Source organism: Acinetobacter sp. ANC_7588 (genome assembly GCF_056783995.1).
In genome coordinates this window covers 274,626-297,613 of record NZ_JBWYIU010000001.1, presented here as the reverse complement: position 1 = coordinate 297,613, position 22,988 = coordinate 274,626, and the positions used below count along the sequence as shown (strand labels likewise).

Below are 22,988 nucleotides of genomic sequence, written 5' to 3'. Positions count from 1 at the left end.
TTATAAAAACCACAAACAAAAAAGCCCTCATACGAGGGCTTTAAAGTAAGAAGAATTATGCTTCGATTGTTTGAACAGTAATTTTCTTTGCAGGATCAGCTTTACGACGAACTGCTGGTACTGGTTCGCCATAGTATTGACGATCAGCAAAATAACTTGAACGTACCATTGGTGCAGCCCAAATATTTTTAAAGCCTAATTTTTGCCCATGTGCTGTATAGCGTTCGAACTCTTCAGGTGTGACGAAGCGATCAATTGGTGCATGTTCTTTCGATGGTTGTAAATATTGACCAATTGTTACGTAGTCAACATCGTGTGCTTTAAGGTCATCAAGAAGTGCGAGAACTTCTTCTTCAGTTTCGCCAATACCTACCATCAAGCCACATTTAGTTGGAATATCTGGGCAGTATTCTTTAAACATTTTAAGAAGGTTTAAGGAATGTTGATAGTCTGAACCTGGACGCATTGCTTTGTATAAACGTGGTACGGTTTCAATGTTGTGGTTAAACACATCTGGAGGACATTCCGTCATGATGCGTAATGCAACATCCAAACGACCACGGAAATCAGGTACTAAAATTTCCAATAATGTATTAGGACTTAAAGCACGCGCTTCTTTAATACAATCAACAAAGTGTTGCGCTCCACCATCGAGTAGATCATCACGGTCTACAGATGTTATAACAGCGTATTTCAAACCTAAGTTTGCAATTGTCTCAGCCATGTGGCGTGGTTCATCTGGGTCTAATGCATTCGGACGACCATGTGCCACATCACAAAATGGGCAACGACGTGTACAAATGTCACCCATAATCATGAAAGTTGCTGTACCACCACCAAAACATTCAGGAAGGTTTGGACATGCAGCTTCTTCACATACTGTATGTAATTTTTGTTCACGTAAAGTTGATTTAATGCGTTGAACCTCTTCTGGTGCAGCCATTTTGACGCGAATCCAGTCTGGTTTACGAGGTGCTTCAACCGTAGGAATCACTTTTACAGGAATACGTGCAACTTTCTCAGCGCCACGAAGTTTTTCACCCTGTACTGGTTTACGGTTTTCTGACATATTCAACGATTCCACTAATGTGTGACGGGAGGAAATATTAAAAATAGGTCTCTTATTATAGCGAATTTATGCATAAATTGGGCAAAAACGATATTCATAAAATAAATGTGGCTATCAAGCAATATATGGTATTGAAATACAGCAAATGTGCGCATTTTCAGTCATAATATAAGTCAGATAAATGAAGAGATAATTGTATAGGAGCATTGAATGCCGCGTAAGAAAGAGGTCGTGAGTGGAACCTTTGTCAAATATGATGCAGTCGTTTTAGGTTCAGGCCCTGCTGGTGAAGGTGCGGCAATGAAACTTGCCAAATCAGGCAAGCGCGTTGCAGTAGTTGATATGCGTGAACAACTTGGTGGTAACTGTACTCATGTAGGAACCATTCCAAGTAAAGCTTTACGTCAAACGGTTTCTAGCATTATCCGTTATCAACGTGATCCAATGTTCCAAAAAGTGGGTGATTGGAAACAATTCACCATGAAGCAAGTGCTTCGTAATGCGCATAAAGTGATCCAACAGCAAGTGGATACACACTCGCGTTTTTACGACCGTAACCGCATTGATATTTTCCACGGTCGTGCTTATATCCAAGATCAAAATACGGTGGTGATTTTCACGCCTGAAGGTGTGAAAGAAACGATTATTTTTAAACAGTTGGTGATTGCGACGGGTAGTCGTCCATATCGTCCTTCAATTTTAGATTTCAATCACCCACGTGTGTTTGATTCTGACAAAATCTTAGATCTAGATTTTTCAATTCAAAAAATCATTATTTATGGCGCTGGTGTCATTGGCTGTGAATATGCATCTATCTTTATTGGCTTAGATCACAAAGTTGATTTGATTAATACTCAGCATAAATTACTGAGCTATTTAGATGACGAAATTGCTGATGCATTGTCATATCACTTACGTGAACAAGGTGTATTGATTCGCCACAATGAGCAGATTGATCACTTAGAAACATTTGATGATCATGTGGTGTTGCATCTTGAAAGTGGCAAGAAAATTAAAGCTGATGCAATTCTATGGTGTAATGGTCGATCTGGTAATACAGATGGTCTTGGCTTGGAAAATGTTGGCATCAAACCAAACAGCCGCGGACAACTATCAGTGAACGAGCAGTATCAAACTGAAGTTGAAAATATTTATGCTGCGGGTGATGTAATTGGTTGGCCGTCTCTAGCTTCAGCTGCATATGACCAAGGTCGTTGTGCTGGCGCGATTATGAGTGGTGAACAAGGTATCCAACCCGTAGTTGATATTCCTACTGGCATTTATACCATTCCAGAGATTTCATCAATTGGTAAAACTGAGCAGGAATTAACGGAAGAAAAAATTCCTTATGAAGTTGGTCAGGCGTCTTTCCGTCACCTTGCTCGTGCACAAATCACGGGAGATACAGTGGGTGAGTTAAAGATTTTATTCCATCGCGAAACCTTAGAAATTTTAGGTGTGCATTGCTTCGGTAATAATGCTTCTGAAATTATTCATATTGGTCAAGCCGTGATGAATAGCCCGAACAACACGATCAAGTATTTTGTTGAGACAACGTTTAACTACCCAACGATGGCTGAAGCTTATCGCGTAGCAACGTTAAACGGGATGAATCGCTTGTTCTAAGGCAAAGTGATGACAATAAACTCGCAAGTTCAGACTTGCGAGTTTTTTTATTTTTTCATTTAAGTTTGATCTTTAAATTAAAAAATACAATAAAGCTCCATAGCTAACAAAGCTCGCTAATAAAGAGATGATGACAGGAATTTTTGATCTCAGTAAAAGAATGACAATGCCGATAAAAATAAAATCATAAATTGAGTGTAGATGTTTTTCAGCCATTTGAGCAATTAAACAGAGTAATAATCCGATGACCGCTGCATTAATAGCAGCGACGGCTGCTGCAATCTTTTTGTTTTTGACCCATTTTGACCAATAAGGGAGCGTGCCGAAAATAAGCAGAAATGAGGGCAGGAAAATTATACTGGTTGCAATTGCAGCGTTAAGTAAAGGCGATGCGGTAAATCCTAAATATGTGCCAACGTATCCTGCAAAACTAAATAAAGGGCCTGGAATAAGTTGAGCAAATGCATAGCCTAAGTCAAATTGTTCCGCAGTGATGTGTTGAGTAAGCACAAAATCTTCATACATGAGTGGCAGGATGATATGACCGCCTCCAAAAACCATTGAAGCAGTGTGATAAAAGCTTTCTAGATTGCTAAGCAAGCTTGATGAATAGATAAATTGCAACGCAGGAAAAATAATAAATAAAGCGACAAACAGGATGAGCCAGAGATAATGATATTTTGGAGATGTCTGAGTGGTTTTGATGTACGGTGATGGCTGAGATTTTCCTTTTTTTGTAAAAGCTAAGCCAATGAATCCAGCCACTAAAATTAAGAAAATTTGACTATAGCTCCACTGTGTAAAATAAATAAAAAAAGCAGAACTCAGCATCAGGACATACTGCCAAATTTCAGTACAGAAGCTTTTGAACATTTGTAAAAAAGCCCAAATGACGACGGCTATTACAATCAAATGGATGACGTGAAAGAGTTCGAGAGGTATATCGGAAAAAAAATATTGACCAAAAATAGCAAATGAAGTCATTAGAATGAAGGCAGGTAATGTAAATCCTAACCAAGCAATAAAGCCCCCCCAATATCCTTTGGATAAATATCCTATCGATAACCCCACTTGACTACTGGTCGGACCTGGCAACAATTGCGCTAATGCGACCAATTGTCCATATTCATGAGAGCTTAACCATTTGAGTTGATCAACAAAAGTGCGATGAAATAACACTAAATGCGCTGCAGGACCGCCAAATGAAATACATCCTAATTTAAGAAAAATAAAAAATAGTGCTGATAAGCTAACTTTAGGAAAATTATCTGATTTCATTTATTAATCGTACGATGTTTTTGAACTAAGTCTAATAGGCGATTATGACAAGTATTTGAAATGAATGAAGGAGTGATGAGGGGTAAGCCTTATCTTGAAAATGATAAGGCTTGTGGATGTTAAATTAAGCAAAATTTCCATTTCTGAAATCATCAAATGCTTGCACGATTTCTTCCTGAGTATTCATGACGAAAGGACCGTGGGCAACAATGGGTTCATTCAATGGTTCACCACTTAAGCAAAGAATTTTCGCCGTACGATGAGCAAATATTTCGACCTGTGTTGATTTTGGGTCAAGATAAAGCGTTTGCATGGCTGTATAGATCTGACCATCAATCTCAACTTCTCCATCAAGGATGAAAATCAGATGATTCCAGTTTGGCATAAGATTTAATGGAAGGCGTGCTCCATGATTAAGTCTAATGTCATAAACATTCATGTTGCTAAATGTTTGAGCTGGTCCTTGATAAACAGTTGAGCCGATTTGATATTGACCAGCAATAACACGAATCTTGGTTTGCTCATCGTGAGATAAAACTTCAGGAATATTTTGCTCAGTCAATTCCTGATATCTCGGCTCAGTCATCTTGGCATGCTCTGGTAGATTTACCCAAAGTTGAACCATATCCAAAACTCCGCCAGTTTTTGCAAAAGCTTCCGAATGGTGTTCTTCATGCAGAATACCTTTACCTGCGGTCATCCATTGCACTTCGTTTGGACCAATTTTTCCATGATTGCCTTTTGAGTCACGATGCTCTAATTCGCCGTCATAGACAATCGTCACCGTTTCAAAACCACGGTGGGGGTGTAAACCAACACCGCGTTGGTGGTGACTTGGAGAAAATCGATATTGACCTGTATAACCCATTACCAAGAATGGGCTGGTATGATTTCCTATTTCATGCATGGGTAACATGGAGTTTGTTGGAAAACCATCACCCACCCATGTGCTTCGATCGCTGGTATAGACTTTCTGAACTTGTGTCATTTGTATTCCTCTATATATCGTTCTAATCATGATATTGAGGTATATTGATGAGATTACAGGGCGATTCTCTCAACAGATAATTCCAAAAATGAAACAATTATGCAAAATTTAAATGATTACTACTATTTTGTGCAAGTCGTTAAATATCAAGGTTTTACTAAGGCAAGTGAAGCTTTAGGTATTACAAAATCTAAGTTGTCTCGTCATATTTCAGATTTGGAAAACCGTTTACACGTAAGATTATTGCAACGAAATACACGAAAGTTTGCCGTAACCGCAGTTGGTCAAGAATTTTTTGAATATTGTATTAAGATTTTGGATCAGGTGGAGGCGGCAGAAAATTTTGTAGAGCAAAGTTTGTCGAGCGAGCCTTCAGGTTTAATTCGAATCTCGTGTCCAATTGGTTTGGTTGAGTTTCCGTTGGGTAATATGATTGCTAAATTCATGCAACATTACCCACGTGTTCAAGTTCATCTGGTCGCAACAAATCGTAAAATTGATCTCATAGAAGAGGGGATTGATTTGGCTGTGAGGGTGAGAAATTTACCACTTGAAGATAGCGACTTGATTGTACGAGAGCTTGATGCTTGGCAACATGTGTTAGTGGCAACGCCTGAATTAATTCAACAGATTCATGAGCCTATCCATTTGGATAACCTTGCACAACTTCCGAGTATAGGTTTTCATGTCCCGAAATCGATTTGGAGATTTCAATCTAAAGTTGACACAGTTAATCAGTTTCAAGAAATAGAATTCTTTCCAAGACTCAAAACTGATAATTTTGCCGCCATGAAATCTGCAGTGTTGAACAGTGTTGGAATAGCATCATTACCTAGAGTGTTTGTATATGAAGAGCTTAATCAAGGCACTCTTGTAGAATTAGTCCCTGAATGGGAGTTGCCACGTGGCGTTATTCATGTTGCCTATACATCACGACAAGGCATGATGCCTGCCGTGAGATGTTTATTAGATTATTTAATTGAGGAGTTTAAAAAACTGAGCTGTCAAAACCATGAAATTATATAAATTAATGTGCGCAAAAAGCTTGGTTAAAATATGTAAATAAATCAGGAGTGTTCATCCACAAAGCAATTGATAGACTAAGCAGAAGGATGACTCCGATGAATATGCTGATGTTGAGCAAATTGAAGCGATTAGTCATTGACGACATTCTCCTCATTAACAAATAAATGAATGAATACACCGAAGATACTGAGCGCAATACACATCATCCAAATAATATTGTAATTGCCTGTCATATCATGATTTAAGCCACCCAACCATCCTCCAAAAAATGAACCGACTTGGTGAGTAAAAAATACAATTCCACTTAGCATGGTGAGATACTTAACTCCAAACATATTCGCAACAATACCATTGGTAAGGGGAACGGTTGATAACCATAACAACCCCATAATGATGGCAAAACTATAAATCGTAAAGATCGAGAGTGGCAATGCGAGGAATAAAATGATGGCAATGCAACGTAGTCCATATAACCACATGAGCAATTTAGGTTTGGAATATTTATCACCCAGCCAACCAGCTGTGTAAGTTCCAACAATATTAAATAGCCCAACCAAGGCTAAAAACATAGTACCAGTGGTGGTGCTGAAACCATGGTCAGTTAAATAACCCGGCAAATGAATGCCCAAAAATACGACCTGAAATCCACAAACTAAAAATCCTAATGCTAACCAGATAAAAGGTTTGTGGTTTTTAGCAACAATGAGTATTTGTTTAAAACTTAAAGAAGGTTTAGCAATCGCATCAACTGCTTGAGGCGCTTGATACATTGGAGCTTTTAGCATCCAAGCCAAGGGTACAATTAATGCAATTAAAATCGCTGTGATGAGTAGCGCCGATGACCAACCAAAATTTTGTAAGAGTAAAAGTGTGGTTGGCAACATAATAAATTGCCCAAAAGAGCCTGCTGCGCTGGCAATACCCATAGCCATACTACGTCGACTTGGGTGCGCTGCACGTCCGACAGCAGAGAGCAAAACAGAAAATGAAGTAGCTGATAAAGCCAAACCAATGATTAGACCTAGACTAAGATTGATGAGAAGCCCTGTTGAGCTAAATGCCATCATCACAAGTCCAATCGCATATAAAGCGCCGCCTACGGCAACGACTTTTTTACTCCCATATTTATCTGCTAGCGCTCCCGTAAAGGGTTGAACAGCACCCCATAATAAATTTTGAAAGGCAATTGCTAAACTGAAAACTTGATGATTCCAATTAAACTCATGACTCATTGGAACTAAATACAAGCCAAACCCATGTCTGACACCTAAGGAGAGTGCCAAAATAAAAGCACTCCCAATGAGCATAAAGATGAGGGGTTTTGAAAATTTGGTTTCTGACATGGTCAATCCGCTTAGCATTTTTTGTAATTTTAAAAGATCAGTAGCATCATGACGACAGAATAAAAATTTATCAATCAATAAAATTTAGTTATTAGAATGAATAAAGCGGCACTTGGCCGCTTTATGAAGACTGATGGAAATTAGAATCGATAACCAATACCGGCATATCCCAGAATCGGATTAATTTCGATATCTGATTTTGCATTGATTAATTCACCAAGTTCAGTATCGTTTACTGTAATTGTTGTTTCACCTTTAAGATGCGCATAGGAAATTGACCCGACTGCAAACCAACGATCATTGAAATCATAAGTAAAACCGGCAGTAGCTACAGGGGCGAAAGCATCTTTAGCTTCGAGTTTAACTTTAGGATTCGCAGTACTTTCAATTCCATCAAGTGCTTTCCCAGCTTCACCTAATTTGATGTTCGCAATTTTATGACCTGCAGCGACTAGATCAGCTTCAAGGTTGGAGTTCATTTCCAATTCATTGAAGTATGCATACATCAAACCAAGCCCTACATAAGGTCTAAATTTATTTACGCCTGTTTTACCAAAATGGTATTGGAATTCGAATGCTGGCGTCCATGCACGAGCTTCTGCGACTTTACCGTGGGCTGATAAATCAGTGATTGGTAGATTTTTTTCTAAGTACATTTCTCCAAGTTCAATACCACCAGGGATTGACTCAATAAGATCTAATTCTGGTTTTGCTGTAGCTTTAAAAGGTGCATAAATTTGACCTTTACCTTGGATATCGACTTTAGGTGGAATACCAGCTTTGATTTCAAATGAAATATTATCGGTGAAAAAATAGTTGGTCATGATACCGAGTGTTGTGACATCATCAGCTTCTAAACCAGTACCTTCAGCTTTCCACTGTGACAAATTATAGATATCAGCAGTACCGCTTAGCTGGCTAGGTAATTGATTAAGTCCTGAGTTGTCAAGAAATTTAACTAAATCAGCTAAACCTGTATTTTCTTCAGTTAAATTATCAATAACTGAATTCATAGAGATATCACCTACGCGAGTGTTTTCACCCTCGGCTACAGCAGTGTTAATACTAATCGGTTGAGCTTTACCCTGAGGCATTACATGTAATGCACCCACTGATACAGAAAAACGTTTAAAGCCATCTCCATCTTTCAAACTAAAATAAGGTGAATCTGCATAACTGAAGACTGGAAAACTTAACGCACTGATAGATGCAACTAAGTAAGCTAGTTTTTTTTTCATTATGGAACTCCATGTCCAAAACTGTAAATAAAGAGTGATTATTTTTGTATTTTTATTATCAAATTTATTTTTAGACACATTGTAGTAATAATTTGCCAATTATGTTTGGTTTTTGTTTGATTACAAAAAAAAGAGGCAATTGCCTCTTTTCTTACTCTATGCGTTAGAAACGCATGCCAACCCCAGCATAGCCTAATATCGGGTTAATCTCGATATCAGCTTTTGAGTTGATTAACTCTTGTCCAGTATTTTCATTGACGACTGTGATCTTCGTTTCATTCTGCAAGTGAGCGTAACTAATAGATGCTACTGCATACCATGTATCATTAAAGTCGTAGGTGAATCCAACTGTAGCTATAGGTGCAAAAACATCAGTTGCTTCTAAATTAACTTTCATTTTTCCATTGGTATCTTTCTTATCGAGTGCTGCACCAGCATTTTGATTAATAATATTTTGGATCATATGCCCAGCGGCGACTAAATCTTTTTCAATACCTGGATCCATTTTTAGCTCATTAAAATAAGCGTACATTAATCCAACGCCAACGTAAGGGCGGAATTTATTAATCCCGGTCTCACCAAAACGATATTGTAATTCAAAAGCAGGGGTCCATGCTCTAGCTTCAGCAGCTTTTGAAGATTGTTCTAGATTAGTAATATGAATATTATTTTTGAGGTCTAAGTTCCCCGCAATTCCACCTAACGGTGCTGCAGTAGCTGAGAAGGGGGCTTTAATATTTCCAATACCTTTGATATCCACTTTAGGTGGAATTCCACCTTTTATTTCCACAGACAAATTATCTGTAAAGTGATAACTACTCATGATGCCAACTGTTGTAACTTTATCAGCCTCCAAGCCCGTATTCGGATTATCCCATTCAGCTAATCCATTAATATAGGATTTTCCACTAATAGCCCCTGAGACATTGCCTTGAAAAGCAGAAATTAATTTAACAATACCTTCTACTAAATAATTTGGTTTACGATCTGGGTCAAGGTTATCGATTACCGTGGAAGCATTAATATCCCCAACTTTTGATTCATAATTGTCATTTATGACTGTTTTTACATTAAAAGGTTGGGCCTTACCTTGCGGCATTACATGTAATGCACCCACTGAAATTGAAAAACGCTTAAACCCCTCATCAGAAAGGCTGAAATATCCTGACTCCGCATAACTCAGAGTAGATAAGAATGAACTTGCGAATAATGTAGGAACTAAAAACTTCTTCATTGTTTGAAGGACTCCATGTCCAATTTTTAGTTCATTTTATATTCATTAAATCATCTAAATGCAAAGCAGTTTGTTCACTTGAAATCAAATTTATTATCCTAATTTACAATTGTTAAATTATTGAAAAATATGATATAAGTTGGATTTTAAAGTGTGTGTTAATTGTCTTATTTTTTCTTTATTTGTGATAGGTTGGGCATATTGGGGTATGGCTTCAATATGCCTCAAGTGTTTTAGAAGCGATAGCCTACACCAGCATAACCAATGATAGGATTTACTTCTAAATCAACTTCCGATGAAAATAATGTTCCGAGTTTATCATCGTTGACTTCAATTGTGGTTTTACCTGTTAGATGTGCATAACTAATAGATGCAACTGCAAACCAGTTCTGATTGAAGTCGTAAGTAAACCCAAGCGTGGCTATTGGCGCAAAACTCAATTCGGACTCAAGTTTAACCTTGGGATTTGCTGTACTTTTTTTACCTTTAATTAATGCATCGCCACCGCGTCCATTTTTCATATTGGCAATCATGTGACCTGAATCAATTAGGTCTTTTTCAAGACTTGGATTCAATTCTAATTCATTGAAGTATGCGACCATAAGTCCAAGCCCAACATAGGGTCTAAATTTATTGATCCCAGTCTGTCCAAAATGGTACTGCAATTCCCACATTGGGGTCCATGCACGAGCTGTCGCAATAGAATTTCCATGACTTTCAAGATCTGTAATTGGCAGATCATTCTTAAGATAGATTGTTGGTAAAGGTATACCTAAAAGTGTTGAATTAGCTTCGGCTGTAAATGGTGCTGTAATCTTACCTTTACCTTGAATATCTACTTTTGGGGGGAATCCAGCTTTACTCTCGAATGAGATCTTATCGTTGAAATGGTAATTGATCATGATGCCAAGTGTTGTGACATCATCTGCAGTCATTCCAGAACCATCCATACTCCAACTTTCAATGCCGCTTACAGTTGAAGTTCCACTTTGACTGGCTGGATAAGTATCACTAAAAGCATCAACGATCTTCAAAAGCGCTTGCATACTTTGATTTTCTTTTTCTTTATCAGGATCTAAGTTCTCAAAAACTGTAGAAAGTGTAATATCACCATTTTTTGCAACTTCACCATTTTTTACTGCTGTACGAATTTTAGGTGCCTTGGCTTTACCTTGAGGCATAACATGTAATGGTCCGACTGAAATTGAATATCGTTTAAACCCTTCAGTTTCATCCAGATTAAAAAATGATGATTCTGCATAAATAGTTGTAGATGCAAAAACAATAGGTACGACCATGCACCAGAATGCTTTTTTCGTCATTTTGGACTCCCTGTCCGATTTTGTTGCTAGTTGTTGTTTTACATTCTTTAAGCGTTATATAAACATAAAATGAATCAGTTTGAAAAGCGTTTTTACTCATTTTTGTGATAAAAAATTTTTAAAAATCATGAATTTAAATTTTAAAAATCCAACATTTGTTAGGTTTGTTTGTTAATTTATTTCTTATTGAGTGACTTAGCAAAATAAAAAGTCAGATCAATTTAAATTGGTCTGACTTTTTTAACTTTATTAATTAACTAAAATTATTGAAATCGGGATAAATCCTCTTCAGGGCGAGCAGTTAATACCTCGACACCTGTTTTAGTGACTAAAACAGTATGTTCATATTGCGCAGATAATTTATGATCTTTCGTTACAACTGTCCATTTATCACCAAGAAGTTTAGTTTGCCATACACCAGCATTGACCATTGGTTCAATTGTAAATGTCATACCTTCTTCTAAAACCATGCCTGAATTTGGTTGACCGTAATGAAGCACTTGAGGTTCATCATGGAAAACAGTGCCAATACCATGACCACAATATTCACGAACGACACTGAAACGCTCTGACTCAACATATTTTTGAATCGCATGACCAATATCACCGATCGTCGAACCAGGTTTTACCGTAGCAATACCACGATACATTGCTTCTTGTGCAACTTTGCATAAGCGATCTGCAAGAATAGAAGTCTCGCCACCCACGATGTACATCATGTTGGTATCACCATGAAATCCATCTTTAATCACTGTGACATCAATATTCAAGATGTCACCTTTCTTTAAGATTTTGTTTTCAGAGGGAATACCGTGGCAAACCACATGGTTTACTGATGTGCAAATCGTATGCTGGAATGCAGGACGGCCAGGCGCAGCACCATAGCCTAGGCAAGCAGGAATGGCATCTTGTTTATTCACAATATAATCATGACAAATCGTATCCAATTCTAGTGTACTCACACCAGGCTTGATATGCGGTTTGATCATATCCAAAACTTCTGCCGCTAGTCGTCCCGCCACACGCATCTTTTCGATATCTTCAGCAGATTTAATTAAACGACGTGGTGCTTCATAAGTACTGTTCATGATCTTTAAAAACTTTTGGAAATTTGTGTGTGACTATGGTATAAATAGCCGCCCAATTTATCAAATGCTTTTCGTGAATAGATTCACTTAATCGGATGATATGTTGGTTAATAAAATCCGCACATATGTCGACACATTACTCTGGGTGCCCGTAAGGGTGGAGAATGCGGACATATGGAGGCCTAACCCAAACTTTTAAGGTAAAGAAAATGGCAGATTACAACGTAAGCATGCGCGACCTTCTTCAAGCTGGTGCGCACTTCGGTCACCAAACTCGCTTCTGGAACCCAAAAATGCGTCAATACATTTTTGGTGCGCGTAACAAAATTCACATCATCAACCTTGAGCACACTGTTCCTGCGTTAAATGATGCATTGAACTTTGTTAACAACCTAGCAAGCAAAAAGAACAAAGTATTGTTCGTTGGTACTAAACGTGCTGCTTCTAACATCATCCGTGAACAAGCTCAACGTGCTGGTCAACCATATGTGGATCACCGTTGGTTAGGTGGTATGTTGACGAACTGGAAAACTCTTCGTCAATCAATCAACCGTCTTAAAGATCTTCAAACTCAGTCTACTGACGGTACTTTCGCTAAGCTTACTAAACGTGAAGCTTTAGAGCGTACTCGTGAAATGGAAAAACTTGAACGTGCTCTTGGCGGTGTTAAGAACATGGGTGGTTTACCTGACGCATTGTTCATCATCGACGTTGACCACGAAGCGATTGCAATCAAAGAAGCTAAGAACCTTGGTATTCCAGTAATCGGTATCGTTGATACTAACTCTAACCCAGATAACGTTGATTTCGTTATTCCTGGTAACGATGATGCGATCCGCGCTGTAACTCTTTACGCTACTGCGATGGCTGATGCGATTATTGCTGGTAAAGAATACGCTCAAACTCAAGCTAATGCGCAAGCTAAAGGCGAAGAAGCTGCTAAAGAAGCTCCTGAGGCTTAATGCGATTTGATGCGGATTTGTCATTTTTGCGACACGTAATCGTGGCATCTTAAGCATCAATCAAGCAAAACGGCCCAGATGATTAATTTGGGCCGTTTTTGTTAACAGATACATATCTCGACCGAATTTAGGAGAATAACATGACTGCTATTACTGCAAGCATGGTTAAAGAGTTGCGTGATCGTACTGGTCTAGCAATGATGGAATGTAAAAAAGCGTTGACAGAAGCTGGTGGCGATATCGAGTTAGCGATCGACAACCTTCGTAAATCTGGTCAAGCAAAAGCTGCTAAAAAAGCAGGTAACATTGCTGCTGATGGCGCGATTACAATTGCTCAAGAAGGCAATAAAGCAATTCTTTTAGAAGTAAACTGTCAAACTGACTTCGTTGCTAAAGACGAAAACTTTGCTGGTTTCTCTGCAAAAGTTGCTGCTGCTGCGCTTGCTGCGAATGTAACTGATGCTGCTCAAATTGCTGAATTGAAACTTGAAGATGGTGCAACTGTAGAAGAAGCTCGTATTGCGCTTGTTCAAAAAATCGGTGAAAACATTCAAGTTCGTCGTGCTCAAATCGTTGAAGGTGAAAACCTTGCAGTTTACAAACACGGTTTAAAAATCGGTGTTGTAGTTTCATTTGCTGGTGATGCTGCTACTGGTAAAGGTATCGCAATGCACGTTGCTGCGTTCAACCCAGTTGCTGTAAATGCTGAAGGTGTTTCTGCTGAGTTAATCGCTAAAGAGAAAGAAATTGCTGAAGCAAAAGCAATTGAATCTGGTAAACCAGCGAATATCGTTGAAAAAATGGTAACTGGTTCAGTTGAAAAATACTTAAATGAAGTTGTTCTTGAGCGTCAAATGTACGTTATCGACAACGACAAGAAAGTTGCTGATGTTCTTAAGTCTACAGGTACAACTGTTGCTCAATTCGTACGTTTCGAAGTGGGTGAAGGTATTGAGAAAAAAGCTGAACTTTCTTTCGCTGAAGAAGTTGCTGCTGCTCAAGCTGCTGCAAAATAATTGATTCAATTATTTTGAAAAAGAAAAAGCCCTTTAAGGGCTTTTTCTTTTTTTTGATGAGTCTAAATGATATAAACTTTAGGATGAAATAAAAATATAACTTAGAGATCAATATGTCTCAGAAATCAAAAATGAGTATTGTTGCGTTAATTGCAGTGTTGGTCGCAGCATATTTCGGTGTCGATTTAAAACAGGATTTAAAACAGAGTAATGAGCACGCACTAAATCCTACAGATGCAAGTACTCACTATAGTGATGCTAACCAACGAGAACTATCCTCTGCGGATAATGATGATGCCGCAAAAATAGCGACACTTTTTCAAAAAAAGATCAGTGATGTGCAAGTTAGGGCTTCTGGAGAAGTTGTTGCAATATTAAAAGAGGATAATGAAGGATCTAGACATCAGAAATTTATTTTAAAACTTAATCATGGCCAGACGGTTTTGGTGGCTCATAATATAGACTTGGCACCACGTGTTGAAAATATTCAAAAAGGGGATATCGTCGAGTTCTATGGTGAATATGAATATACCGACAAGGGTGGTGTAATTCATTGGACTCACCATGATCCTCAAAAACGGCATATTGATGGTTGGTTAAAGCATCAGGGTCGAAGTTATCAATAATTTTATAAAAATAAATATATGAGATGAGCAATTTCATTCTAGATTTAAAATGCAGGCGTGATAATTTTTATGCAATTTTATAGGCGTAATATCCAGAAAACAGATGCAAGAGTCTGCTAATTATCTTCATTTCAAAGAATTGGGCGGATTGGAATTATTAAAAGCTCAATTTCAACGTAAGCAATTTTCAAAACATGCTCATGAGGGCTATTGTATTGGTGTCATTGAAGAGGGGGCACAAAGTTTTTACCGCTCTGGAAAGCTTCATATCGCACCTAAAGGCGATATTATTCTGGTGAATGCTGATGAAATACATACTGGTTCATCCGCTGTGGAAACTGGTTGGAAATATCGAGCAATTTACCCAACACCTGAAATGATATTAGATCTGAGTCGAGATTTTTTTACAACCAAGAATGCAGTCCCATGGTTCTCGGATGCAGTGATTCATGATTTGGGTTTGGCGAGGCAACTAGTATTTTTATTCGATTTATTTGAGCAGGGCGAGGATACTTTGCTTAAAGAAAGCCTCTATTTGACGACATTGGCCAGATTGATCTATTGCTATGGGCGGGCGAAATTGAGTCCAATCAACACACCAGAAATGAGAAAAAAAGTTGAACTAATAAAAGAACTTATGAGTAGTTTTCCTGAACATGATTATTCTCTACACGAGTTGTCTGAATATGTAGATACAAGCCCATGGCATTTATTACGTGAATTTAAAAAACATACGGGATTGCCTCCACATAGTTGGCTTGTTCAAAGAAGAATTCAAAAAGCTAAACAATTGCTTAAGCAGGGGGTGCGAATAACTGAGGTTGCACAACTCACTGGATTTTCTGATCAGAGTCATTTAAATCGACATTTTAAAAGTGCAATAGGTGTAACGCCTAGACAATATCTTTTGAACTATTAATTTTCCTTAAATTTGCGCCGCAATATTATTCAAGATCAATCATTACTCATCAGATGATAATAATCGATAAGTGAATCAGATTAAGATGTATTGATGAAAAAGATGAGTGATACAAAAAAGAATTTTATACATGGTGTGCTGGGTATTATGCCGTTGGCAATTGCAGTCATGCCATGGGGGGGTATTGGCTGGCTCTTTGGCGATACAGACTGGATTGAATGCGATACAAGCTTTTGCAATGTCATTGTTTATGTTTGCTGGTGCTGCACAATTAGTGAGCTTAGGATTGGTTTCGGGGCAGGCTTCGCTGATGACAATCTATCTGACGATATTTTTTCTGACGAGTCAGCATTTAATTTACGCGCTTAATTTTCGAAATGATGTTAGTAAATTTCCACTATTTAAACGTATTGTATTTGGCTTTCTGCTGACGGATGAATTATTTGCGGTTGGAGTAAAAAATAAATCACAACGATCATTCGCATATTTATTTGGAGCAGGACTTTGTTTTTATATTTTTTGGCTGATATTTAGTTTATTTGGGATTGTGCTTGCTCACTTCATTCCTAATTTATCAAATTTGCATCTTGATTTCTCAGTCGTTGCACTGCTTATATTAATTATAGTGCCAATGATAAAAAATCTTACAATACTTGTTGGTGTTGTGATTACCATAATTTTTTCTTTAATTTTAGAAGCTTACCAAGTAAATGCAGCGTTAATTATTTCTGGTCTATGTGGAATGTTTGCCAGTGTGATAGTTGAAAAATGGCAAACAACAGAAGGGGATTAAAAATGAGCTGGATGCTTTTGCTGGGGTTGTCGATCATGATCTTTATTAATCGATATTTATTCTTGGAGCCAAGGGTAAATGTGCCACTTCCTAGAATTTTGAAAAAGATGTTGAAATATTCTGCGCCATGTTTGTTGACTGCAATATGTGTACCGATTGTGTTTTATGAAGCAGCAGAATTAAGGGTTATGTCGAGTAATCACTATTTATGGGCAGCAATATTTTGTGTACTGCTTGCGCTAATAAGTCAAAAAGTTATCAGTAATTTAGTTTTTACTTTACTGTTTTTCTATCTCATAAATTACTTAATTAGAGCATGAACATCGGGCTAAATTAAATTCTAATTTAACCCATGCTGTATTTGCTAATTTAAGCGCTGATTTGGCGTGATTTCCAATTGGGTAGTATCTTATCTAGGTAAGCATCCATACACCATAGAGGGCCAATCATAAGGAATTGGAGGTCTTTAAAGAAAGAAGGCTTTTTCCCTTCAATTTTGTGCCCATAAAATTGACCTATCCAAGCTAAAACGAACAGAGCAATATAGAATCCTTTCCCGAATGGAAGAATAATAATAAGCCAAGACATGACCAATAATAATGCTGCCATTGCAACCGAGAGTACAAGATCTAATCTTGCATAAAAGATGAGTGTTAACACCAGTAAAAGGGTAGTCAGTAATGCGCTGAAATGAGCAAGTATGCCAATAATCGAGAATAGAATCGTGGGTACGCAAATCCAGTGTAATGTTTTATTGGTTGGGTTTTGATGGCTATCACTATATTCATCTAACCATTCTGTAATTGTCTTCATCCTATTTCCTTCACTGATTATTTGAATTTTATTTATTCTATAAACGACAGTATGACATAAGATGATAAATCAAGATTCTTTTTTGTATATTGGTCACATCAAAAAAAATTAAAAATAATAAAGCCACTCAATGAGTGGCTTGTCGTTAAATGCTTCGCTGAATCATGAGGACCTAAGAATTTGGACCATCCACACGTTCGATGCTGACACGCGCAGTACCAGCATTGGTAATACCAAGAGATTTCGCAGCACCGTAAGATAAATCTACAACACGATTACCATGAAATGGGCCGCGATCATTTACTTTAACAACGACGCTTTTACCATTTGATTTATTTGTTACACGAATATAGCAATTAAGCGGTAAGCTACGATGCGCTGCAGTAAGTGCATTCATATCAAACGTCTCGCCACTTGCAGTTTTACGACCATGAAATTGACGACCGTACCAAGAAGCAACACCTGTTTGGCTAAAACGACGAACAGTGTTTGAAGCAACATTATTAAGTTTGTCAATCACTGAAGGCTCTTCAACAGGTACTTGAATTTTCGCTGCGATTGTTTCACGACGAATTTTATCACCTGAACTTTCAGTAATTGCTAAACTGTTTAAATTCGAGAAGTGTGAATTGAAACTTGTAGAGTCTTTGCTAATCACGCGTGAAGCAAGACTTGATTGGTCAACATCATTATTTAGATAAGAGGATTGAACCAACTCGGCATGAGTTTGAGTCAAAGCCAAACTAATACCTAATATTGATAACATTTTCAGCGAAGCATGCATCGTTTAACTCCTTGGAACCCTAAGTTAATTATCTAAGTTGCTGATAATTAACCTAAATGGTCTGTAAATTTACTTGTGCAACTGCATTTAACGGTAGTGGATGATATTCATCCTGATACAAAAGTGTCTAGCTTTATTTTCACTTTAGTTACAAAAACGACAAATTATCACAAAATATGGTTAAAAATTAATCAATAGTGTAACAAAATATGTAAAATGTGCAAATAGTGAACTTAATCACAAAAATATTTATTGACTTTTGTGAAAACAAGTAGATTTATATTTATCTACTCGCGATTTCAGTCCCTAAAAGCCACAGTGCAGTTGCATACATTCGACTACGGTTATAGGTCGTAATGACTTGAAAATTAGGATATGTAAGGTAATAAGCTGGTCCATAATTTTCTTGTAGTTGAATCACATTGACCATGTCTAAGTCATCTATTTTAACAATAGGATTGAGTGGGCTAATGCCTTGAACTTTTAATGCACCATATGGAGTAGGTTGTGTTAAGTCTTTGGCTATGATGGCATCCGCATTATTTCCTTGGTAGCGTGCGGCAAAAGCAATCGGTTGATCACGTTGCCAACCATGTTGAGCAAGATAATTTGCAATAGAACCAATTGCATCTACAGCAGAGTTTCTGAGATCGATATGACCATTACCGTCATAATCCACACCAAATTTCGGAATATTGCTTGGCATAAATTGAGGATAGCCCACAGCACCAGCATAAGAGCCAACGACTGAATTAGCTGGAATGCCGTCCTTATAAGACCATGCAATCAAAGCGCTTAATTCGTCTTGAAAGTATTGTGCACGTCGTTCATATCCAAACCCTAAAGTGGCTAGGGCATCACGTGTGATGAATGAGCCTTTATTTGCCCCAAAACCTGTCTCTACGCCGAGAATACCGAGAATGATGGACTGGGGAACACCGAACTGCTGTTCTGCTCGATTTAAAGTGTCTGCATATTGATTTTTAAAACGCACACCACGTTGAATTGTACTTTCTGCTAAAAAATTCTTTTTATATTCGTACCAAGGCTTGCTTTCTCCTGGGCGATTCATAATGTTGATAATATTTGGTAGGTTTTTTGATCCATTCATGGCCCAGTCAACTTGCTCAGCACTCAAACCATAGGTCTGCATCGTTTTTAGTTTAAAATTTTGATATTGAGGATGTTGAGCGAAGTCATTGGCTTGAACAAAACTTGTGATCATAAACGCACTGAGTGCTAAACCAATACGTTGTAATTTAACATTAAAATTTTCAAATAACATAACAGCAGAAGATCCAATTATTATCGGTGGTAGACGCAAAGGTATAAGTGTTGATAAGGATTAAAAGTTCAACATCATTTGATTAATCGCAATGTTTATTAAGATAACATTAGGTCGTGATGGATTCACAAAAACCTACATAAAAAGTGTAAAAATGGATGAATTATGTCTTTTATTTATTCAATATTGTTGAACCATCTTTAAAACATAAAAAAACCTAGCTTTAGCTAGGTTTTTGATTAATCTGATTTATTCCTGAATAAATAGCGTGTCATGATATTCAGCTGCAGCTAACAATTCTTCTTTAGTGAAGTTAGGAATGAGCTTATCAATAGCAATATGAACAGCTTTGATAACCGCTGAAGAAGCGATATCAGACGCCTTACGTTTAATCATACCCAAATCTAGGGTCTTATTAAAATCATTCATAAAGTGACGAACTGCAGCTTCACCGAATTGTTTGTATTGTTCAGACAGAACTGCACGATTGACATCATTGCCTGCACGTACTTCTGCAAAGCTATTTTTTAAGTTTGTTACTAAATCAGCGGGTAATGGAGCACCGACACGATAATTACCCTCTGGATCTTTGAATAAACTCTTTTCAGAGAATTCAATCGATTGTCTCACGACGTCATTTGGTGCTTTACCCAATAACTGTTTAAGTAGTACCGATACTGTTGATTTAATATAACCAGCAAGTTTTTCAGCTGTTTCTCGTTTGTCACTTGCAGGGAAACGACGTACAAGTTCAACTAAAATTGCATCGATAATTTCATCATTAATAGCGAGTGCAGTTTGATCACGCAAAGGGTAAAGTGGTTCGTTTGAATTTTTTTTCTCAATTCCAGTTTGAATATTCTTTAACAAAGATTCAGATGGAATAAAACCAAAATATGACATCGTATAACCTCAACTATTCTTCAATTTATTGTCGCGCCAATCGAATTGGGCTTGGCATCCATGCAAAGTCCGATACACGACAAGGGTTAATGTCTAAACCACCACGGCGTGTATAAGTCGCATATACCATCAACTTTTCAGGATTAAAGTTTTCCCAAATGTCTGCGTAGATTTGTTCAACGCATTGTTCGTGAAAGCCATTATGCTGACGATAGGAGATAATATAAGCTAAAATTGAACGATAACAAGGTTTTTTGCCACGATATCTTAAAAAAACTGTGCCCCAATCAGGCTGTCCTGTGACTGGGCAGTTACTTCTTAACAAATGCGAATATAATTGAATTTCAACGATTTCTTCGGAAGACGCTGCATCGAGTTTGAGTAAGCTCGCATCAGGGTGGTTTTCAAGACGTTCAGGCTCATAATGGTCGATGCATATTCCTTCAGGCTGGGCAATATTCAACTGATCAACATCGAATAATTCAAGTCTGACTTCTGCATTAGCAGCTTTAGCAAGATCACGCTCGACTGTCTCAATAAACTGATTTTGAGATTCAAATTGAGCAAAATTCAGACTATTGAAATATAGCTTAAGAGATTTTGACTCGATGAGATAAGGTGATGAAGCAGGAAGATGCATTCGACCAATCGCAACTTGAGGAATCCCTGACAGATTCAACCAAGAAATTTCAAAAATATGCCACCAATCTATTCCTTGTTTAATACCGTCTACATGTGCGTACTTCGCTCGTGCTTCTGCGCGAGCAATTGGAAATAGCACCTCAGGTTGATATTCAGTTGGATAGTTGGTGTCTTTGCCTAAAAGAGATTGTTCAACGCTCATTATTCACGCATTCCTGAACCACGGGAGAGTAAGTGATAAGCGACCGCATATAGCACGGCGCAACACGCTGTGATTACTAATAAAGAAATAGATACATTTACATCGCTATGGCCAAGAATTCCATAACGGAATGCATTGACCATATATACGACAGGGTTAATCAAAGATAGATTTTGCCAAAATGGACTTAATGCAGAAATTGCATAGAACACCCCACCTAAATAGGTCAACGGAGTTAAAACAAAAGTGGGAATAATCGAAATATCATCAAATGACTTTGCATAGACCGCATTAATAAATCCACCTAATGCAAACAGTAGTGACGTAATCAGGACGGTATAAATTGTGACGAACCAGTTGGTAATATATAAGTCAGTAAAAAATAAACTCATCGCAGTCACAATGATAGCAACCAATAAGCCTCGAGCAACACCGCCAAGCACATAACCCCAAAGTATGGCATGTAAAGGCACTGGACTCATGATCAGTTCTTCAATACTTTTTTGAAATTTAGAACTAAAAAAGCTTGATGAAACGTTGGCATAACTATTAGTAATGACAGCCATCATAATTAGACCAGGTACAATGAACTGCATGTAGGTAAAGCCACCCATTTCCCCAATTCTTGAACCGACTAGATTTCCAAAAATCACAAAATACAGTGACATGGTAATTGCTGGTGGTAACAATGTTTGTGGCCAAATGCGCATAAATCTACGAATTTCCTTATGGATAATCGTATATAAAGCTACAGCGAGTTGGTTAAAATTCATTGCGCAGCTCCATCAAGATTCTTTTCGACCATTTTGACGAATAACTCTTCTAAACGATTTGATTTATTACGCATACTTCGAACTTGAATATTTTGTGATTCTAGAAGTTGGAAAAGATCATTCAAGCTGTGTGCTTTATCAAGCGTAATTTCTAGAGTCAGCGGATCAACCAAATTAAATTTCACACCAATAATGTCAAGTTGAATCGGTTCTATAGGTTCAGCCAAGTCAAAAATGAAAGATTCTTCATTTAATTGATTTAAGAAATTCTTCATGGTGGTGTCTTCTTTAATGACGCCACGATCAATAATTGCAATTTTGCGACACAGTACTTCTGCTTCTTCTAAATAATGTGTTGTGAGAATGATAGATGTACCTTTCTGATTCATTTCTGTTAAGAAGTCCCACATCGAGCGACGTAGTTCAATATCAACGCCAGCAGTTGGTTCATCTAGAATTAACAGTTTTGGGTCATGCATCATTGCTCGGGCAATCATGAGGCGGCGTTTCATTCCCCCAGATAGCATACGGGCTTGAGTAGAGCGTTTTTCCCATAAACCTAATTTGGTCAGGTACTCCTCTGCACGAGCTTCAGCAACTTTTTTTGGAATGCCGTAATAACCTGCTTGCGTGACTAAAATATCGAAAGTCTTCTCAAATTGCGCAAAGTTAAATTCTTGGGGGACTACACCCAAGCATTGTTTAGCTTGTGAAGGATGTGTATCGAGGTTATGACCAAAAATCTCGACAGTGCCTGCAGTTTTTTTTGTAAGAGAGCTGATGATGCCAATAGTGGTTGATTTACCTGCACCATTAGGGCCTAGAAGTGCATAAAATTCACCTTCTGGAACATCTAAATTAATTCCTTTTAGTGCTTGAAAACCATTTCGATAGGTCTTCGACAAATCCCTTAAGGTCAATGCATCAGTCATGAATATCTCGAATGGTGAAAAGTTGAGATATTGTGAGTGATCTTGAAAAATAAACCAAGCTTTGTAATCAGAATTCTCTGTTTTGATGATGAAACGCTGTATAAAGCATGAGCACTAAAAATTGGA

General features: G+C 37.7%; 22 protein-coding genes and 1 pseudogene. 8 read left to right on the top strand and 15 right to left on the bottom strand.

Annotated features, from left to right (window positions below; genetic code table 11):
* Positions 1-55 precede the first annotated feature (55 nt).
* The gene (lipA, locus tag AC1M9J_RS01450) at positions 56-1,069 is read right to left on the bottom strand and encodes a lipoyl synthase (protein ID WP_481951727.1); all 1,014 of its coding nucleotides are present in this window, start codon (positions 1,067-1,069) and stop codon (positions 56-58) included.
* A 210-nt stretch (positions 1,070-1,279) separates the two neighbouring features.
* Between lipA and sthA the strand changes: the two genes are divergently transcribed.
* Entirely contained in the window at positions 1,280-2,695 is a 1,416-nt protein-coding gene (gene sthA / locus AC1M9J_RS01445) for a Si-specific NAD(P)(+) transhydrogenase (protein ID WP_035265673.1), read from the top strand.
* Between the two features lie 72 nt (positions 2,696-2,767).
* On the opposite strand, the gene chrA is transcribed toward sthA, so the two are convergent.
* Together chrA and AC1M9J_RS01435 are read right to left on the bottom strand one after the other, a co-directional pair.
* Positions 2,768-3,973 (bottom strand): chromate efflux transporter, encoded by a 1,206-nt coding sequence (gene chrA / locus AC1M9J_RS01440; protein WP_481951726.1) that lies wholly within the window; start codon positions 3,971-3,973, stop codon positions 2,768-2,770.
* A 124-nt stretch (positions 3,974-4,097) separates the two neighbouring features.
* Positions 4,098-4,961, bottom strand: coding sequence for a pirin family protein (locus AC1M9J_RS01435; protein ID WP_481607065.1), 864 nt, complete (start codon positions 4,959-4,961; stop codon positions 4,098-4,100).
* A gap of 99 nt (positions 4,962-5,060) precedes the next feature.
* Between AC1M9J_RS01435 and AC1M9J_RS01430 the strand changes: the two genes are divergently transcribed.
* Positions 5,061-5,987 (top strand): LysR substrate-binding domain-containing protein, encoded by a 927-nt coding sequence (locus tag AC1M9J_RS01430; protein WP_481588482.1) that lies wholly within the window; start codon positions 5,061-5,063, stop codon positions 5,985-5,987.
* A 128-nt stretch (positions 5,988-6,115) separates the two neighbouring features.
* On the opposite strand, the gene AC1M9J_RS01425 is transcribed toward AC1M9J_RS01430, so the two are convergent.
* From AC1M9J_RS01425 to map, 5 genes are all read right to left on the bottom strand, one after another.
* Positions 6,116-7,330, bottom strand: a complete 1,215-nt coding sequence (locus AC1M9J_RS01425) for an MFS transporter (protein WP_481951725.1) — start codon at positions 7,328-7,330, stop codon at positions 6,116-6,118.
* Between the two features lie 140 nt (positions 7,331-7,470).
* Positions 7,471-8,571, bottom strand: a complete 1,101-nt coding sequence (locus AC1M9J_RS01420) for an OmpW/AlkL family protein (RefSeq protein ID WP_481951779.1) — start codon at positions 8,569-8,571, stop codon at positions 7,471-7,473.
* 160 nt (positions 8,572-8,731) lie between these two features.
* Positions 8,732-9,802: an OmpW/AlkL family protein gene (locus tag AC1M9J_RS01415; protein ID WP_035265681.1), complete on the bottom strand. Its 1,071-nt coding sequence runs from the start codon at positions 9,800-9,802 to the stop codon at positions 8,732-8,734.
* Between the two features lie 233 nt (positions 9,803-10,035).
* Complete coding sequence (locus tag AC1M9J_RS01410; RefSeq protein ID WP_081403241.1) at positions 10,036-11,124, bottom strand: OmpW/AlkL family protein; 1,089 nt, start codon at positions 11,122-11,124, stop codon at positions 10,036-10,038.
* Positions 11,125-11,387: 263 nt separating this feature from the next.
* Entirely contained in the window at positions 11,388-12,212 is an 825-nt protein-coding gene (gene map, locus AC1M9J_RS01405; RefSeq protein ID WP_035265682.1) for a type I methionyl aminopeptidase, read from the bottom strand.
* A gap of 209 nt (positions 12,213-12,421) precedes the next feature.
* On the opposite strand from map, the gene rpsB reads away from it, so the two are divergent.
* The 6 genes and pseudogenes from rpsB (at position 12,422) to AC1M9J_RS01375 (ending at position 16,848) form a co-directional block, all read left to right on the top strand.
* Positions 12,422-13,174: a 30S ribosomal protein S2 gene (rpsB, locus tag AC1M9J_RS01400; protein ID WP_035265684.1), complete on the top strand. Its 753-nt coding sequence runs from the start codon at positions 12,422-12,424 to the stop codon at positions 13,172-13,174.
* Between the two features lie 140 nt (positions 13,175-13,314).
* Positions 13,315-14,190 carry a translation elongation factor Ts gene (gene tsf, locus AC1M9J_RS01395; RefSeq protein WP_035265686.1) on the top strand — a complete coding sequence of 292 codons (876 nt, stop codon included), beginning with the start codon at positions 13,315-13,317 and terminating at the stop codon, positions 14,188-14,190.
* A gap of 113 nt (positions 14,191-14,303) precedes the next feature.
* A complete protein-coding gene (locus AC1M9J_RS01390; protein WP_481951724.1) occupies positions 14,304-14,816 on the top strand; it encodes a DUF3465 domain-containing protein in 513 nt (170 codons plus the stop codon).
* A gap of 103 nt (positions 14,817-14,919) precedes the next feature.
* Positions 14,920-15,735 (top strand): AraC family transcriptional regulator, encoded by an 816-nt coding sequence (locus AC1M9J_RS01385; RefSeq protein WP_481951723.1) that lies wholly within the window; start codon positions 14,920-14,922, stop codon positions 15,733-15,735.
* Positions 15,736-15,828: 93 nt separating this feature from the next.
* Positions 15,829-16,528 (top strand): annotated as a pseudogene (locus tag AC1M9J_RS01380) (AzlC family ABC transporter permease).
* Between the two features lie 2 nt (positions 16,529-16,530).
* A complete protein-coding gene (locus AC1M9J_RS01375) occupies positions 16,531-16,848 on the top strand; it encodes an AzlD domain-containing protein (RefSeq protein ID WP_092766028.1) in 318 nt (105 codons plus the stop codon).
* Positions 16,849-16,897: 49 nt separating this feature from the next.
* Here AC1M9J_RS01375 and AC1M9J_RS01370 read toward each other — a convergent pair whose 3' ends face one another.
* The 7 genes from AC1M9J_RS01370 to AC1M9J_RS01340 all read right to left on the bottom strand — a co-directional run bounded on the left by AC1M9J_RS01370 (position 16,898) and on the right by AC1M9J_RS01340 (position 22,862).
* Entirely contained in the window at positions 16,898-17,341 is a 444-nt protein-coding gene (locus AC1M9J_RS01370; RefSeq protein WP_481951722.1) for an Mpo1 family 2-hydroxy fatty acid dioxygenase, read from the bottom strand.
* A gap of 172 nt (positions 17,342-17,513) precedes the next feature.
* A complete protein-coding gene (locus AC1M9J_RS01365; protein WP_218947276.1) occupies positions 17,514-18,125 on the bottom strand; it encodes a septal ring lytic transglycosylase RlpA family protein in 612 nt (203 codons plus the stop codon).
* A gap of 283 nt (positions 18,126-18,408) precedes the next feature.
* Complete coding sequence (gene mltB, locus AC1M9J_RS01360; protein WP_416224309.1) at positions 18,409-19,350, bottom strand: lytic murein transglycosylase B; 942 nt, start codon at positions 19,348-19,350, stop codon at positions 18,409-18,411.
* Between the two features lie 309 nt (positions 19,351-19,659).
* Positions 19,660-20,313, bottom strand: a complete 654-nt coding sequence (locus AC1M9J_RS01355) for a hypothetical protein (RefSeq protein ID WP_035265692.1) — start codon at positions 20,311-20,313, stop codon at positions 19,660-19,662.
* A gap of 25 nt (positions 20,314-20,338) precedes the next feature.
* Positions 20,339-21,157, bottom strand: coding sequence for an NADPH-dependent 7-cyano-7-deazaguanine reductase QueF (gene queF, locus AC1M9J_RS01350; protein WP_481951721.1), 819 nt, complete (start codon positions 21,155-21,157; stop codon positions 20,339-20,341).
* Positions 21,157-21,930, bottom strand: coding sequence for an ABC transporter permease (locus AC1M9J_RS01345; protein WP_481951720.1), 774 nt, complete (start codon positions 21,928-21,930; stop codon positions 21,157-21,159). The genes queF and AC1M9J_RS01345 overlap by 1 nt, the downstream gene beginning before the upstream one ends.
* Complete coding sequence (locus AC1M9J_RS01340) at positions 21,927-22,862, bottom strand: ABC transporter ATP-binding protein (RefSeq protein ID WP_481951719.1); 936 nt, start codon at positions 22,860-22,862, stop codon at positions 21,927-21,929. The genes AC1M9J_RS01345 and AC1M9J_RS01340 overlap by 4 nt, the downstream gene beginning before the upstream one ends.
* Between the last annotated feature and the right edge of the window lie 126 nt (positions 22,863-22,988).

Bases quoted from the DNA above. Each gene is read 5' to 3' on its own strand.
- lipA (WP_481951727.1), bottom strand. From the start codon at position 1,069: ATGTCAGAAAACCGTAAACCAGTACAGGGTGAAAAACTTCGTGGCGCT.
- sthA (WP_035265673.1), top strand. From the start codon at position 1,280: ATGCCGCGTAAGAAAGAGGTCGTGAGTGGAACCTTTGTCAAATATGAT.
- chrA (WP_481951726.1), bottom strand. From the start codon at position 3,973: ATGAAATCAGATAATTTTCCTAAAGTTAGCTTATCAGCACTATTTTTT.
- AC1M9J_RS01435 (WP_481607065.1), bottom strand. From the start codon at position 4,961: ATGACACAAGTTCAGAAAGTCTATACCAGCGATCGAAGCACATGGGTG.
- AC1M9J_RS01430 (WP_481588482.1), top strand. From the start codon at position 5,061: ATGCAAAATTTAAATGATTACTACTATTTTGTGCAAGTCGTTAAATAT.
- AC1M9J_RS01425 (WP_481951725.1), bottom strand. From the start codon at position 7,330: ATGTCAGAAACCAAATTTTCAAAACCCCTCATCTTTATGCTCATTGGG.
- AC1M9J_RS01415 (WP_035265681.1), bottom strand. From the start codon at position 9,802: ATGAAGAAGTTTTTAGTTCCTACATTATTCGCAAGTTCATTCTTATCT.
- AC1M9J_RS01410 (WP_081403241.1), bottom strand. From the start codon at position 11,124: ATGACGAAAAAAGCATTCTGGTGCATGGTCGTACCTATTGTTTTTGCA.
- map (WP_035265682.1), bottom strand. From the start codon at position 12,212: ATGAACAGTACTTATGAAGCACCACGTCGTTTAATTAAATCTGCTGAA.
- rpsB (WP_035265684.1), top strand. From the start codon at position 12,422: ATGGCAGATTACAACGTAAGCATGCGCGACCTTCTTCAAGCTGGTGCG.
- tsf (WP_035265686.1), top strand. From the start codon at position 13,315: ATGACTGCTATTACTGCAAGCATGGTTAAAGAGTTGCGTGATCGTACT.
- AC1M9J_RS01390 (WP_481951724.1), top strand. From the start codon at position 14,304: ATGTCTCAGAAATCAAAAATGAGTATTGTTGCGTTAATTGCAGTGTTG.
- AC1M9J_RS01385 (WP_481951723.1), top strand. From the start codon at position 14,920: ATGCAAGAGTCTGCTAATTATCTTCATTTCAAAGAATTGGGCGGATTG.
- AC1M9J_RS01375 (WP_092766028.1), top strand. From the start codon at position 16,531: ATGAGCTGGATGCTTTTGCTGGGGTTGTCGATCATGATCTTTATTAAT.
- AC1M9J_RS01370 (WP_481951722.1), bottom strand. From the start codon at position 17,341: ATGAAGACAATTACAGAATGGTTAGATGAATATAGTGATAGCCATCAA.
- AC1M9J_RS01365 (WP_218947276.1), bottom strand. From the start codon at position 18,125: ATGCATGCTTCGCTGAAAATGTTATCAATATTAGGTATTAGTTTGGCT.
- mltB (WP_416224309.1), bottom strand. From the start codon at position 19,350: ATGATCACAAGTTTTGTTCAAGCCAATGACTTCGCTCAACATCCTCAA.
- AC1M9J_RS01355 (WP_035265692.1), bottom strand. From the start codon at position 20,313: ATGTCATATTTTGGTTTTATTCCATCTGAATCTTTGTTAAAGAATATT.
- queF (WP_481951721.1), bottom strand. From the start codon at position 21,157: ATGAGCGTTGAACAATCTCTTTTAGGCAAAGACACCAACTATCCAACT.
- AC1M9J_RS01345 (WP_481951720.1), bottom strand. From the start codon at position 21,930: ATGAATTTTAACCAACTCGCTGTAGCTTTATATACGATTATCCATAAG.
- AC1M9J_RS01340 (WP_481951719.1), bottom strand. From the start codon at position 22,862: ATGACTGATGCATTGACCTTAAGGGATTTGTCGAAGACCTATCGAAAT.